Origin of the sequence: Chryseobacterium sediminis, from assembly GCF_008386505.1 — a bacterium.
Taxonomy (GTDB): Bacteria; Bacteroidota; Bacteroidia; order Flavobacteriales; family Weeksellaceae; genus Chryseobacterium; species Chryseobacterium sediminis.
The window spans coordinates 126,266-140,523 of the sequence record NZ_VUNZ01000006.1 but is presented as its reverse complement, the minus strand read 5'-3'; the positions used below and the strand labels follow the sequence as shown (position 1 = coordinate 140,523).

Here is a 14,258-nt window from a genome sequence, read left to right as displayed (position 1 = left end):
ATTTTATCGTCGTGTTAAAGCAATAATAAGTGTACCAGCTGTCAGTAATGCACCTATGATCTGGAATGTAAGGGCTCTGTTTGGATTCGAGTTAGCCTGAACCTGCTTGTTTTTGTCCGGCTGTACATATAATATGTCATTCTGTTTCATATAATAGTACGGCGAACTCACAATATCCGATCTGGTAAGATCAATTTGAACAATTTGGTCTGCACCGCTATCGTCTGTACGGATAAGCTTTACATTCGTACGGTCTCCAAAATCCGTCATATCGCCCGCAAGACCAAGAGCCTGAAAAATATTAATTTTTTGCGAAACACTTTCTTTCTGCCCCGGAACTTTCACTTCACCTAAAATACTTACATTGAAATTTTTCAGAGTAATGGTTACCAATGGATCTGTAAGGTATCTCTTCAGGCGGGTTTCAAGCTCCTGCTTTAGCTGAACCTGTGTCATTCCTTTACTATATACATTCCCCAAAACCGGAAAAGAAATATATCCTTCTTCATTCACTAAATATTCACTTGGTTGCGAATACTGATTACTACCTGTCGTTGATACACTCCCTACTTTATTAACCGTATTAAGATTGAAAGGTTTTACAGCAACTTCATCCAGTGCAGAAACAAGAATGAGAAGTACATCCCCTTCCTGAATATGCAAACCCTGAAACTTTGCTTTTGCAACCTCCTCTTCCATATTATGTTTTGACATATATACCATATTCTGTTTCGGTCTGCATGATAATAACATAACCGATAACAATATTATATATGTAATAATAGTTTTATTCATATGTTTTTTTATTCTAAGTCTACTTGAGTTAACTTCAATTTTATTTAAGTTACAATGGTATTAGTTTTTCACTTATGTGAAGCGTATTTAATTCCCTATATTTAGATCAATTCTTTTTCTAGCAATTTTCATTCCGTTTAAAAACAAAATAACGAAAATTATTATTTTCAACTACTTTTTTTATTGATTTCATTCATATAATTTACCCATATGCTTCATGCTCAGATATTTTATCCAGAATTTCAAATTCCGAATTATTGCTTATAAATTCCGGCACAATGATTTTTAATATTTTTACGATTTGTAAACTGTCTTTATTCATTGCTGACAGAATAATTTGCTGACACAAAGTTTCTATATCTTCAAACTCCATCAATGGATCTCTGGATATCATAATTTTCTCATGATGGGTAGGAATAGTCGTGGAGTTATCAGTTAAAAGCTCTTCATATAACTTTTCACCAGGTCGTAAGCCTATAAAATCAATTTTAATATCAACACCCGGAGTATATCCTGATAGTTTTATCATTCTTTCCGCTAAATCCAGGATTTTAACCGGTTTACCCATATCAAAAACATAAATCTCACCTCCCTGTCCCATTGTTCCTGCCTGAAGTACCAATTCGCAAGCTTCCGGAATAGTCATAAAATAACGTATAATATCAGGATGAGTAATCGTAACCGGACCTCCTTTTTCAATTTGTTTTTTGAAATGCGGTATTACAGACCCATTGGAACCAAGGACATTTCCAAAACGCGTTGTAATAAATTTTGTTGTGTTTTCCGGAGAATTCTGCAATGACTGTACAAAAAGTTCAGCAGCCCTTTTAGAAGCTCCCATTACGTTTGTTGGGTTTACAGCTTTATCCGTAGATACCATCACAAAACGATTAACGTTATATTTCTTTGATAAAAGAGCCAAGTTTTTAGTTCCTCCAATATTCACAAAAATAGCTTCATGAGGATTATCTTCTATTAAAGGTACATGTTTGTATGCCGCAGCATGATAAACTATCGAAAACTGATGATCATCAAACAGTTTTTCAATTCTGGAGTAGTTTGAAATATCCGCCAATACAAATTTGAATCTTTGGTTTGGGAATTTCTCCAATAATTCAAGCTGCAGTTCATATAAAGGAGATTCTGCCTGGTCAACTATCACAATAAGCGAAGCATTCAATTGAGCAACCTGTCTTACAATTTCACTTCCTATAGACCCGGCGCCTCCGGTTACTAAAATGGTTTTATTAACATGGAAACTCTTTACCTGTTCACACTCTATTTTAATGGCTGGACGATTGAGTAAATCTTCAATCTTAAGCGGTCGGATGCCTTTTACAACCTCATCTTCTTTTATTATGCTGGCCACAGGTGCTTTTAAAACTTTCAATCCATTGTTCAATGCAAGAGCTGTCCATTCTTCCATTTCCCGTTTTGTCATCATATCTTTGATCAAAACGGCATCAAACTGTTCTCTTAGATTATTATTTTTAAGAAATTGCTTTTTATTATAAATCTTATGACCTAACAGCATCGCTTTCTTAGAATCTGATCTGGCACTAAGAAATCCTGCCAGCTGGTATGGGTGATCAGGATTGTGAATAATGGCATTCGCTAATGAAACAGAAGCCTCCCCTATTCCTACAACAGCAACCCTTTCTTTAGATGGAATATCCTTAGAATTCATAAATATAGAGAAAAACTGTTTGGTTATCATTCTGAAAAAGAACATCAGAAAAATAGAAATAAAGAAAAATAAAAACAGAACCGGATATAAAAAAACAGGTTTACCCAATGCCAGTCCAGATATAAAATTCAGTCCCAGTAATACAATAAGGGCACTACCCGAAGACCACAAAATTTTACAAAAATCAAAAAAAGTAGAGTGTCTTATGATTCCCGCATATGTTTTGAACAGAAGTATAAATAGAATATTAACAACAATTACTGAAAATATTTTTTCATTTTGATACTCAATAAAGTTAAGTTTTACCTCCAGACTTTTTAAGAACAAATATGAAATTAAAACAGAAAAGAAAATAACTGAAATGTCGATAAAAAAAACCGACCACCTGGGTATATACCTTAACTCCCTGATTTTAAAAATGTCCCCCATATACAAATAAACCTAAAATATCATTTCCATTAATTCAACATTCGGTGGCTTTTATTATTGGGCGAAGGTAATAATTATTATTAATATTTTTAATACTGCATGTTAATTTTTATTCAAATATAAATTAACATTTTGAGACAAAATTCTAAAAATAAAACTATTAAAAAGGACCATAAACCGACCGGGATATACGGATGTTATTTTCCATCCAATTTTTACACCTGATCAATTTCCACACTTTATAACAAAAAAAATACTGTAAAACATATTTTACAGTATTTTATACTACTTTCATATTATAGTTGCGATCCGGACGGGACTCGAACCCGCGACCTCCGCCGTGACAGGGCGGCATTCTAACCAGCTGAACTACCGGATCAATTTTTAAGTGGGGCAAAGATAGAGATTTTTTTGTTTTCCGCAAATAAATATTGTAGTTTATTTCACTGCCACTCCTTAAAAACCGGATTTCCAATGACAAAAATAAAATTAATAATTTTACTAATGTTTTTACATTAAAAATTGTAATAAAAAATACAACTGACAATCTGATTCATACAAAATAATAATATACTGATTATTTCATTCTCCAAATTGTAAATGATGCTTTAGAATTAGCAAATAATCCTATATCCAATAAAGGGGCTTTCATCCCGAAAACTATTTTGTCTCCCGCATTAAGTTTTACAATAGTTTGCGTTTTTCTTACAGGTGAAGAAACATTAATTCCCAGTACACTTATATTTAAGAATGATTCTTCTGAAAGCAATGATGTAATGCCTGTTGTACCGTCCACTTTGAAAATTCCAGCTCCCAATGTAGAAGCAGATGAAAGAGAAGCCATGTCTAAGAAAAAATATAGATTATAAATTCCCGTTTTCGGGGCCGTAAATTCCTGATTGGTGCTGTTGAAATTTAATCCTTCATCAATTTCCAGTACAGGGAAACTCACTTTCTGCCATCCGGATAATAAACTTAAAGGCAAAACAGAAAAACCCGCTCCACCCAAGCCTTTTATAATCGTCTGCCCATTAGGGGAATTACTAAAAATACGGTTTAGGTCTATTGTACTAACAAGATTATTGCTGTCGAATGCCATAATCTTATTTGCACTTTCCGTGTCTGGCAGAACTAACGCAGTTCTTATTCTCGTATTACCATTCACATCCAGGGTTGCTGTGGGATCTGATGTATTGATACCTACCTGGCAATAAAAAAAAGAACTGAACAGCCCTATTACAAAAAAATAAAATTTGAAGTTCATTAAATAAAAAGGTTATTTAGAGTTTTAATATTTTTTTGAAGAAAGTGGCTGAGAATAGGATGAGCTTCTCAGCCGTTTGTAAGCACAATTACTTCTTTCTTCAGTTTTTCAAAGTTTTTTTTATCAATCGTATAATCTCATTCTTAAAAAATTATTGCAATAACCCCGTTCTGGAAACTAAAATGTCCGTATTAAAATTTATTATGAATCCTAAATGTTTTTATTTAACCATCAATCCTCTGCATTTGTTATTGCAATAATGCTAATATAAAATATGTAAGAATTTTTATACTGTATTATAAATATTTCATATAGTGAGAAAAACAACACATTCCTATCAATATCAATTTTTTCATATCAACATTAGCATGAAGTGTAATTAAAAAACCCCTATAGCAATCGTTTTCTCAAACATTTATGAATAACAATATATATTGTATAGGGGAGGGCAACTAATATGAACTATGATATGATCTTTCTTTAATTAATTCTATATGTTATGCTTCATCTGAAAATATTTTCCCATTTCACTATATTATTTCTGCTAAGCTTATAATGACAATAGCACTTTTCTGTCATGCATGTAAAATTAATTAACCCCTTTATACTCATTGCTTTATTATAAAACTTATGAAAATATAAAATGCTATATCATATAAAGGGGAACAACCCAAAAAAATTATGACATGTTTTTTACAATTAATTCTATGAATATGTCTAAGCTGAGAATATTTTTTTCCATTTTGCTATACTATTCCTGCTAAGCTTAAAATGATTGGCAACCTGGCTGTTATTAAGTCTGTTTTTTCTCTGATAGTCTAAAATATACAATACGGTAGACTCGTCATATGACTTAAACTTTTGATTATTAATCAATATGTCTTTATTATTTGTACCGAATATCATATTATTAATATTAATAACATCAAGCATTGAGAAATTTGTTTTCTCCAATATCAACTTACATATATTCATTTTTTCAGGATATTTTTTAAGAATAATATCTCTATAAATCTTTTTATAGTTAGGCTGGGATTTTTTCATTTTTTTTCATATTTGTTAGTGTTATTTTGGTGCTGGATTAAGAAATTTTTCAGATAAACCTACAACTGGAAATTAATGAGAGGTTCTTGTTTCATTATATTTAGTAATCCATTTAAATAAAGTCGTTTTAGGAATTCCGTATTCTTCTATGATCTGTAATTTTGTTTTTTCTTTATTTTCTATAAGCTCAAGAATAAATTCTATCATTTCCTGAGTATATACATTTTTCCTAAACTTTGGCAGTTTACTGTCTGCATTATTATTGGGACTTAAAGAACAAGGTGGAGAATAAAGAATAAGATGCATAGAATAAACTCTAAAAAAATCATATTGTAATAGTTTGGACCACTTCAATAAGATTTCAGAATCAAAACTTTTCTGAGAATACATCTCCTCTATTTCATTTTCTCCACAATTAAAAAAATTGCACATGCGGTGCATTTCAACTCCACATTCTGAAATACGATCCCTGATCATAGTACCTATATGAATATCTGTGAATTTTTTTGTTCTCATTTTTTAAATTTTGTTAAAAGGAAATCAGCTTTTACGCTGATTTCCTAAGGGAATTATAAATCCTCTCTGATCATTTGTTTGTTTTTTCTTGAACATTATACATGTTCAAATAATATTTTCATTTTTACTTCATAGAATTATTTAAAACTATGATTAAATTACCTGATAAATAATTTGGCTTTGATTGCTGTCTATACTTATGCTATCATCAACGTCATTTAAAATTCCAGTAGCATTTCTACTATATATAATCTAATTTATACGCTCATAAATGATGCTGTCTCCCCCATACGGAGCTTCCGCTTCCAAAAAATGCTAAATTTCCTGTTGCATTAGCATTACTAATAGACTCTACATAATAGTAATATCTTTTCGTAGCACCGGAAGTATTGCTAATAACTATAGTTCCATTCAATAGATTATATTTTGATACCGGAGGTAACAAACCACTGAACTTAGTTGTTGAACTAATAATATCCGGGATATAGCCAAAGTCGTAGAGCGATCAGAAAAATTTGTACGTATCCACAAGCAGATAAGTCCTGTTCCCCCTTTACCCATAAGCATCGAGGCGCTTACCTGCCATTTACCAGCTGGAATATCAACAAAGGTCCCTGTAACTTGGAACACTCACACCCATGGCTGAGAGTGCAGCATAATTGCGAGATAATGATGATGGTTTCCAACTGGCAACGCCATTAGCATCACTTGTTAAAATATTGACATTATCTTCCGTGTGCTGCTGATAAAATTAAATTTTTCATCTAAATGTAAGTTTTATATTAAAATTGTGTTAATTGACAGCCTGATAGTAGATATTGTCTTCACCAAACACATTTCCTCCAAAGCTTTTTAAGCTTCCTGTAGCATTAACGGTGGATGCTGAAATACCACCCGCAAAGTAGTAGTATCTTTTAGTAGTACCTGACGTATTACTTATGATCACAGAGCCATTGATAAGCGAATAATATGAATTTGATGACAATAACCCGCTAATCAATGTATTAGTTCCCATAATATCCACTGAAGGCCCCGTATAGACCGAAGGAATATCCTGAAAGGTAGTACGCAACCACCAGGTTTCATTAGGTGCCGTTATATCTGAGCCGCCAGTAGCAACATTTCTTTTAGACAATAGCATAATACAGGTTACCATATATTTTCCGGGAGGGAGATCTACATAAGATCCCGTATCATAATAATTATTAGCTGTAACAGTACTTGGAATATCTACCCCAGCACCAAGTGTCCCTGGATTCAATGTCAGTCCTATCGGCTTCCAGCTAGCTATTCCTGAAGGATTTGCAGTCAAAACGAAATTATTATTTTCTGTTCCGTCTGTATACTGGAATTTTCCTCCTTTTACTGTAAGCTTATTTGCTGGCGTTACAGTTCCTATCCCAACATTCCCTGCAGAAGTTATTACAACATCATTAGCCTGTTGCGATGCTGTTGGGACTCCTGTAGGTGCATTATCTTTTGCACCGTCTACGTGGAATTTTGCCTGAGGATTTTGGGTATCAATGCCCACTTGTGAAAAGGTTAAAACTGAGCTTAATACAGCTGTTAAAACAATAGTTTTTTTCATTTTAAGCTTTACATTGTCTCTGTTACTATTACGAAAGCCTTCTAAATCATCTGTTTTATGCAACCAGGGGGGTATAATTATTAATTAATACGTTGAAATGATATATTATTTTCTCCCCAAGAGAACCCTCCAAATCCTTGTAAACTTCCTGTACCATTTGTGTCTACATATCCAGCCATATAATAATATCTTTTAGTAGCTCCAGAAGTATTATTAATGATAACAAATCCGTTAAGCATAGAATAACTTGATGAAGAAGGTAATAAACCACTTATGTACTTATTTGTAGTGACAATATCTCCAGAAGCACATGTTGCTAATGTAACATTCGCAGGATTGTCTGAGAAAGTAGTACGCACCCACCAGGTTTCCGTAGCTCCTGTACTACCACCTTTCGTGAGAAGCATTGTTGGTGTCACTATCCATTTTCCTACAGGAAGATCTACAAAACTAGTTGTATATGTAAAATTGGTACCATTATTAGCCGGGATACTAGCCCCAGCTCCCAATGAAGCAAAATTAAAATTTAGCGCTATTGCTTTCCAGCTTGCAACTCCATTGGCATCACTTACCAACAAATTATTTACCCCTTGTGTTCCATCTGTATATTGAAATTTTCCTCCGTTCACTGTTAACAAATTGGCAGCTGCAACAGTTCCAGTTCCCAATCCAAGATTTCCATTTCCATTAAGTACCATTAAAATATTGGATGTGGTTGGACTGGTCCCTGCTCTCCAGGTAAAATCCCCAGTTGTTCCGGAAATCTGATTAATAAGATGTCCCAACTCCATTCCAAATCCATTATACTCATGATCGTTGGATGGAGATAATGGGCTATTAAAAAGGCTTATTTTCTTTCCTGTTGTTCTGGGAAATGTGAGTGGGGCATTTGGAACCGTTGTCCCTATTCCTACTAATCCATCAGAAGTTACCGTAAAATCATTGAGTTGTTGTGTAGTAGTTGGCACTCCCGTTACCGGATTGTCCTTTGCGCCATCTACATGAAATTTTGCCTGTGGATTGGTAGTATCAATTCCCACTTGTGAAAAAGCTAAAACTGAGCTTAATAAAGCTGTTAAGATAATGTTTTTTTTCATTTTGTTTTATATTTTATATTGTTATGTTGTTTATTAAGAACACCCACATTTCCATGATTATAAATATTTACCAGGTCTTTATTATCAGAGCCAGTATTCTCTTTGGAAATATCTGGTGTTGCACTTTGCGAGGTTGTGTTTATTCTTACATGTAAGTATAGAATTCCATTTGATGGCAAGAAGCCTCTTTTAAGTATTAATACCTGCCTGTGAAAACACTGGCATTCTGATACATAATACACCTAATGTTAATAATAAATTTTTGTTTTTTTTCATTGTTTGATATTTTATAGAACCTAAATTCTTGCTTTCCTATTTCTTTTTTAAGGCCTCGATTCTCTCTTTCAGCATAGCAATGACAGCTTCTTTTTCTTTCATTAGAATTTCAAACTGTTCCAGTAGTTTACAGGAAATTATTCCATGACTTCCTGAAGCCATTTTATCTGATTCCAATGAATTTTGAAAAAGCTCTTCTCCATACAATTCAGAAACCCTGACTCCTAAAAAAGCCGCAATCTTCTCTATTTCATTGACACTAAAAGGGATATCTCCTTTTTCTCTTCTGCTGTATTGTGACTGATGAAGGTCTAGTTCAAATGCTATGGCATCCTGAGAGATCTCTTTGATTTCTCTGATTGATTTTATTCTTTTATGTATTTCCACTATCCAAATTATATAATCTTACTTATGACAATACTATTGTATGCTATGCATAATTTTGCATTGCAATAAATAATAAAGTTCTGTTTTATGATTCGATATAAATCTTATTTGGCGGGGGTAACGCGTAAGTAAATTACTGCTAAAGCGGTGTGTTTTTTCATCGTTTAAGTATCATCTTGTTTTATACTACAAAGCAACCAAATAAATAGCACATAATATATGTGCTAAGCACATTCTTAATGTGTTTTCAGCATAACGCTTTTATTTTTCAATATTTTACTAATTTTTCCTTTTGTTTATACATATTTTTCAATAACCCTGAATTTTATGCATCATATTTCTAAGATTAATAAAATTGATACTCATTGCATATTCCAGCTCTTCAAGAAAAAAATTGTATAAAGGAAACAATGAAAGAATATTTATTTTTTACCCATACATCCCGATTTTTTTTAAGTTATTTTATTCCGATCTTTTTTTTGACCGAATACACAAACTTCCTTAATGTTTGTATTGCAAAGAAATATCAAGAGTTTCATAAATATCTAATTTTCTTTATTAAAAATTGTTAGTAAAATCATTTTTTACAGGCAGAATATGTTATGAAACTAAAACATAAACAACTGGAAACAAGCGATTTGTATTTCTCAAACCATTAGCATTTAAAATCATGAAAAACTCATTGTTTTTATTAGAGTTATATGTGAATTTTACAACAATAATTAATATTTAATAATAATTATTGTAATTTTACTTATTGAAAGGTTACTCTAATTACATTGGTTTATATTGTTAAAACTTCTATCATGAAATACGCATTAATAATAGGGATGTTTTTTTTGTTTATATCGTGTCAGAATAACACTGTTGCTGAAAACAATAAATATTTTTATGATATAGATCGGAAGACTATATTCATTAAAGGTGATCTTCAGAAATTGACAGCGCTTCAAAAAGGTGAAGCAGACAAGTATAAAAAAACAAAGGATGAAAAATACCTGTTAAGTTCAATATATTTAAAACTATTTTACCAACCAACACATATTAAACAAGTTCCTATTGTATATAACCTTTTAAAATTGAATAATAACAGGTATGACTTTCTTTCAATATCCTGCTATTATAATTTAGCTTTCCAGTTTGAAAATTCCTCACCTCAGCTGGCTATGAAATTTATTGACGATGCTATAAAAACAGATTTAGAAACTCAGTATTACCTTTCTCATCTATATCACCTAAAAGGCAGACTTTATTATAATCAGGAAGACTATACAAAAGCAAAATATTATTTCACTAAGGCGCTAAAAAGCTACAAGCCAAAACAAAAGCTCTACATTGCTTCCATGTATAATAATTTTGGGATGGTGGATGACAAATTAAATAATCAGTACAGGCCATAAAAAATACACAGAAAGGAATTGAAATTTTAGAGGGAAAATCCAATAAGAGATTTGAGGATTTAAATTTGCTTTATTTAATGAAACTTAATCTGGGTTCTTATTTTTTTAAGATCAAAGAATATAAGTCTGCTGAAAAGTTCTTTCTTCAAAATTTAGAGTATCAAAAAAGCGCTCATAAAGAAATCTATCCTTATGCAATAGAATCATTAAAAAAATTATTTGATCTTTATACCATTACCGGGCAAACAGAAAATCAAAAAAAAACCATTGATCTTTTCATAAGTTTTGAACCGAAACTACAAAATACCCATGATAAGATTGAGGTTAATGAAATCATTCAAAAATATTATTCTAATACCAATGCTTTACAGCCTTTAAAAGCTGTTTCTCAAAAACTTGTTTTATTGAATGCCACCTTTAATCAGGAAAGTAATGAAAATATTAGGAATTTATCTGATATTCTAAATAACGAGATTATTAAAAGTGCTGATGATAAGTATCAATATGAAGTTAAAACTCAGAGAAGGAAAAATATGCTTTTTATTATTTTGGCTTTAATATCTGTACTTCTTTTTATTCTGATTTTTCTGAATATCCGGTACAGGGCAAAAAAAGAAAGACTTCTTAGGGGAAAAGAAAAGGAACTGCTGGAGAATAAGAAAAAATTACTGGAGCAGAATATAAACTTTCAGGAAGAAAAAATTAAAAACCTGCACCAAAACCTCAACCTTAAGATAGAGACAGAAAAGGTATTTCTTGATAATCTGAGAAAGATCAGAAAATCACCAAGTACAGATTCTGAACAGATGATGAAAGATCTTTTTCTAAAAGTGAGTAATCTGATACAAATTGATAAAAAAAATAACAACCTCCTTAATGAGAGCAGTCTAGAAAACAAGCAGTTTTTAAATAAGCTCAAAGAGTTATATCCCTCATTAACAGATAAAGAATTAAAGCTTTGTAAGTATTTCAGAATGAACTTGTCTTCCAAAGAAATTTCTGCTCTTGAAAATACCACCACAGGTACGATACGTGTCTACAAAACCAAAATAAAATCGAAGCTGGGACTGGGTAGAGAAAATGATGTTTCCGTTTTTTTAAATGGAATTTAAATTAAAATTATTTTATCAAACCTTATTAAGGTCATCACTAAAATAATGCTGAAATGTTCTAATATTTCTATGACAGGTATTTTAACTTACACTCTCTATTAATACCCCACCCTGAAAGGTAATTTTAGAACAAGTCTAAAAACAAAAAATGCTGTAAAATATATTTACAGCATTTTATACTTTTAAAGTTAAATAGTTGCGATCCGGACGGGACTCGAACCCGCGACCTCCGCCGTGACAGGGCGGCATTCTAACCAGCTGAACTACCGGATCAATTTTTTTTAAAGTAAATTGAGAAAACTTCTGCGATCCGGACGGGACTCGAACCCGCGACCTCCGCCGTGACAGGGCGGCATTCTAACCAGCTGAACTACCGGATCAATTTTTTTAAAGTAAATTGAGAAAACTTTTGCGATCCGGACGGGACTCGAACCCGCGACCTCCGCCGTGACAGGGCGGCATTCTAACCAGCTGAACTACCGGATCATTTTTTAAAGAACTTCGTTTCTTTTTCGTGGTTGCAAAATTACACCTTTTTTTGTTATCTGCAAATTATTTTCAAAAAAAAGCCTCCCAATACTGGAAGGCATTCATTATCAAACTTATTTTTTTATAAGTGAGCGCTTAATTTTTCAGCGATTACCTCTTTTGGAGCCACACCTACTAATTTATCTACTACCTCTCCGTTCTTAAAAATAAGAACTGTAGGAATATTTCTGATACCATACTGCATTGAGATTTCCTGGTTGTTGTCTACATCCACTTTCCCAACTACTGCTTTACCTTCAAAATCTGATGCTACTTCTTCGATGATTGGTCCTAAAGTTCTGCATGGTCCACACCATACTGCCCAGAAGTCTACTAATACCGGTTTATCTGATTTTAAAACCGTATCCTGAAATGAGCTGTCTGTAATTTCTAAAGCCATTTTTGTTTCTTTTATTTTAATTAATATTATTTTTCTTTTAATCCTTATTGGATGTTCAAAATTACGATATTTAAAGCACAAGACTATCTATGCTCAACATTAGTTTTTTCTATAGTGTAATCGCTTGAAATTTCCTTCAATGCATTCACTAATGTATCAATCTCTGCTTTAGTCGTCATATGGCTGAAAGAGATACGTAATGGTGTACAGTGATCCATTTCGTCTTCAGAAAGCACCATCATCATTACCATTGAAGGTTTGGAAGCTCCAGATGAGCATGCACTTCCCTGAGAGATGGCAATACCTTTCATATCCAGCTGAAGTCCTATCAATGGGTTTTTATAAGGTAATAACGCGCTTAAAACGGTATAAAGACTGTTTTCCTTTTCAGCACTTCTACCATTGAATTTAATTCCTTCAATTTCTGCAGAAAGTCTTTCAATCGCGTAATTTTTGATGTCCTGCATATGGTTGGTATATTCCTCCATATGGTTCAGTGAAAGCTCTAATGCTTTACCTAATCCAACGATACCGCAAACATTTTCTGTTCCGGCTCTAAGGCTTCTTTCCTGAGGTCCTCCGGTGATAATACCTTTTAACCCTGTAGCTTTTCTGATAAATGCAAATCCGGCTCCTTTCGGCCCGTGAAACTTGTGGGCGCTGCAGGAAGCAAAATCTACAGGAATATCAGAGAAATCAAGGTTCATGTGAGCCATCGTCTGTACAGTATCTGAGTGGAAAAGTGCATTATGCTCTTTACACAGCTGGGCAACCTGTTTAAGGTTAATAATATTCCCGATTTCATTGTTGGCGTGCATTAAGCTTACCAATGTTTTTTTATCTGAAGCTTTTAAAAGCTCTTCTAATTTTGCAAGGTCAATATCTCCTTTTTCATTCGGGCGGATGTAGCTTACTTCTACTCCTTTTCTGCTTTTCATATCCAGAATGCTTTCAGAAACACATTTATGTTCCAGAGGAGAACTGATGATTCTTTCCACTCCAAGGTGTTCTACCGAGGATTTGATGATCATATTGTTGGATTCGGTTCCACAGGAAGTAAAAATGATTTCAGCAGGAGTTACATGAAGATAGTCTGCAACCTGTCTTCTTACATTTTCAATAAGGATTTTTGCTTCCTGGCCAAAGCTGTGCGTTGAAGACGGGTTTCCGAAATTCATCTTCATAGTGCCCACCATTGCATCTATAACTTCTTCTGCAAGCGGAGTGGTTGCGGCATTATCTAAATATACTTTATCCATTATTATTTTGAATATTTTAATTCTACGGAGGTAAACTTATAATCTGTGGGAACAGTAAAAATAAACCACGGACTGGATATCACCTGAATTTCCATCCCACCAGAAGGTTCTCCGGCCGGAACTTCTACATAGAGAATCTGATTTTTCACAGATACGCTTTTGATTTCTTCAATTTTGTGACTTCCTGACCTGAAGGTTCCCAAATTGTATATAACAACTTTTTTATTCTTCGGAAATTTCGGATAGCTTACATAGGAATCTTTTCCAAGATCTGCGGTACCAAAACTTCCTGCGATAATGTTACGAAACTCTTTTTCGTCTTTAATTATCTTAAAGCCAGGTTTATCAGTTCCTCCCTGAGATTCAGAAACAAGGAGTTCCGCATTTTCCTGTGGGGCAGAAGACTTCTGAGATGGTACATTGGCACAACTCATGAAGATTACCGCACATGCAATTAACAGGCTTTTCATTTTTTA

General features: G+C 33.1%; 14 protein-coding genes and 4 tRNA genes. 2 read left to right on the top strand and 16 right to left on the bottom strand.

The window, feature by feature from the left end:
* Positions 1 to 3 precede the first annotated feature (3 nt).
* From FW780_RS21545 to FW780_RS21505, 10 genes are all read right to left on the bottom strand, one after another.
* A complete protein-coding gene (locus tag FW780_RS21545; RefSeq protein ID WP_241676966.1) occupies positions 4 to 714 on the bottom strand; it encodes a polysaccharide biosynthesis/export family protein in 711 nt (236 codons plus the stop codon).
* 283 nt (positions 715 to 997) lie between these two features.
* Entirely contained in the window at positions 998 to 2,911 is a 1,914-nt protein-coding gene (locus tag FW780_RS21540) for a polysaccharide biosynthesis protein (protein ID WP_149835641.1), read from the bottom strand.
* Positions 2,912 to 3,216: 305 nt separating this feature from the next.
* Positions 3,217 to 3,290 (bottom strand) — tRNA-Asp (locus FW780_RS21535).
* A gap of 198 nt (positions 3,291 to 3,488) precedes the next feature.
* Positions 3,489 to 4,175: a hypothetical protein gene (locus FW780_RS21530; protein ID WP_149835640.1), complete on the bottom strand. Its 687-nt coding sequence runs from the start codon at positions 4,173 to 4,175 to the stop codon at positions 3,489 to 3,491.
* Between the two features lie 717 nt (positions 4,176 to 4,892).
* Positions 4,893 to 5,219 carry a helix-turn-helix domain-containing protein gene (locus FW780_RS21525; protein ID WP_149835639.1) on the bottom strand — a complete coding sequence of 109 codons (327 nt, stop codon included), beginning with the start codon at positions 5,217 to 5,219 and terminating at the stop codon, positions 4,893 to 4,895.
* Positions 5,220 to 5,291: 72 nt separating this feature from the next.
* On the bottom strand, positions 5,292 to 5,735 hold the full coding sequence (locus tag FW780_RS21520; RefSeq protein ID WP_149835638.1) for a transposase: 444 nt from the start codon (positions 5,733 to 5,735) through the stop codon (positions 5,292 to 5,294).
* Between the two features lie 265 nt (positions 5,736 to 6,000).
* On the bottom strand, positions 6,001 to 6,150 hold the full coding sequence (locus FW780_RS22550; RefSeq protein ID WP_167510774.1) for a hypothetical protein: 150 nt from the start codon (positions 6,148 to 6,150) through the stop codon (positions 6,001 to 6,003).
* Between the two features lie 378 nt (positions 6,151 to 6,528).
* Complete coding sequence (locus tag FW780_RS21515; RefSeq protein ID WP_149835637.1) at positions 6,529 to 7,323, bottom strand: hypothetical protein; 795 nt, start codon at positions 7,321 to 7,323, stop codon at positions 6,529 to 6,531.
* An 80-nt stretch (positions 7,324 to 7,403) separates the two neighbouring features.
* On the bottom strand, positions 7,404 to 8,420 hold the full coding sequence (locus tag FW780_RS21510; protein ID WP_149835636.1) for a hypothetical protein: 1,017 nt from the start codon (positions 8,418 to 8,420) through the stop codon (positions 7,404 to 7,406).
* A 312-nt stretch (positions 8,421 to 8,732) separates the two neighbouring features.
* Positions 8,733 to 9,083, bottom strand: a complete 351-nt coding sequence (locus FW780_RS21505) for a helix-turn-helix domain-containing protein (protein ID WP_167510773.1) — start codon at positions 9,081 to 9,083, stop codon at positions 8,733 to 8,735.
* Positions 9,084 to 9,889: 806 nt separating this feature from the next.
* Here FW780_RS21505 and FW780_RS21500 point away from each other — a divergent pair.
* Entirely contained in the window at positions 9,890 to 10,483 is a 594-nt protein-coding gene (locus tag FW780_RS21500; protein WP_149835634.1) for a hypothetical protein, read from the top strand.
* A 77-nt stretch (positions 10,484 to 10,560) separates the two neighbouring features.
* On the top strand, positions 10,561 to 11,595 hold the full coding sequence (locus FW780_RS21495) for a helix-turn-helix transcriptional regulator (RefSeq protein WP_149835633.1): 1,035 nt from the start codon (positions 10,561 to 10,563) through the stop codon (positions 11,593 to 11,595).
* Between the two features lie 199 nt (positions 11,596 to 11,794).
* Here the strand turns inward: FW780_RS21495 and FW780_RS21490 are convergent.
* The 6 genes from FW780_RS21490 to FW780_RS21465 all read right to left on the bottom strand — a co-directional run bounded on the left by FW780_RS21490 (position 11,795) and on the right by FW780_RS21465 (position 14,252).
* Positions 11,795 to 11,868 (bottom strand) — tRNA-Asp (locus tag FW780_RS21490).
* 33 nt (positions 11,869 to 11,901) lie between these two features.
* Positions 11,902 to 11,975, bottom strand: a tRNA-Asp gene (locus FW780_RS21485).
* A 32-nt stretch (positions 11,976 to 12,007) separates the two neighbouring features.
* Positions 12,008 to 12,081: transfer RNA gene (locus FW780_RS21480), tRNA-Asp, on the bottom strand.
* Positions 12,082 to 12,205: 124 nt separating this feature from the next.
* A complete protein-coding gene (gene trxA / locus FW780_RS21475; RefSeq protein WP_027374941.1) occupies positions 12,206 to 12,523 on the bottom strand; it encodes a thioredoxin in 318 nt (105 codons plus the stop codon).
* An 83-nt stretch (positions 12,524 to 12,606) separates the two neighbouring features.
* Positions 12,607 to 13,782 (bottom strand): cysteine desulfurase family protein, encoded by a 1,176-nt coding sequence (locus FW780_RS21470; RefSeq protein WP_149835632.1) that lies wholly within the window; start codon positions 13,780 to 13,782, stop codon positions 12,607 to 12,609.
* Positions 13,783 to 13,784: 2 nt separating this feature from the next.
* A complete protein-coding gene (locus FW780_RS21465; RefSeq protein ID WP_149835631.1) occupies positions 13,785 to 14,252 on the bottom strand; it encodes a hypothetical protein in 468 nt (155 codons plus the stop codon).
* Positions 14,253 to 14,258: the final 6 nt, after the last annotated feature.

Coding starts and splice junctions, on each gene's coding strand:
- FW780_RS21545 (WP_241676966.1), bottom strand. CDS start 714: ATGTCAAAACATAATATGGAAGAGGAGGTTGCAAAAGCAAAGTTTCAG.
- FW780_RS21495 (WP_149835633.1), top strand. CDS start 10,561: ATGAAACTTAATCTGGGTTCTTATTTTTTTAAGATCAAAGAATATAAG.
- FW780_RS21470 (WP_149835632.1), bottom strand. CDS start 13,782: ATGGATAAAGTATATTTAGATAATGCCGCAACCACTCCGCTTGCAGAA.
- FW780_RS21525 (WP_149835639.1), bottom strand. CDS start 5,219: ATGAAAAAATCCCAGCCTAACTATAAAAAGATTTATAGAGATATTATT.
- FW780_RS21465 (WP_149835631.1), bottom strand. CDS start 14,252: ATGAAAAGCCTGTTAATTGCATGTGCGGTAATCTTCATGAGTTGTGCC.
- trxA (WP_027374941.1), bottom strand. CDS start 12,523: ATGGCTTTAGAAATTACAGACAGCTCATTTCAGGATACGGTTTTAAAA.
- FW780_RS21520 (WP_149835638.1), bottom strand. CDS start 5,735: ATGAGAACAAAAAAATTCACAGATATTCATATAGGTACTATGATCAGG.
- FW780_RS21510 (WP_149835636.1), bottom strand. CDS start 8,420: ATGAAAAAAAACATTATCTTAACAGCTTTATTAAGCTCAGTTTTAGCT.
- FW780_RS21500 (WP_149835634.1), top strand. CDS start 9,890: ATGAAATACGCATTAATAATAGGGATGTTTTTTTTGTTTATATCGTGT.
- FW780_RS21530 (WP_149835640.1), bottom strand. CDS start 4,175: ATGAACTTCAAATTTTATTTTTTTGTAATAGGGCTGTTCAGTTCTTTT.
- FW780_RS21540 (WP_149835641.1), bottom strand. CDS start 2,911: ATGGGGGACATTTTTAAAATCAGGGAGTTAAGGTATATACCCAGGTGG.
- FW780_RS21515 (WP_149835637.1), bottom strand. CDS start 7,323: ATGAAAAAAACTATTGTTTTAACAGCTGTATTAAGCTCAGTTTTAACC.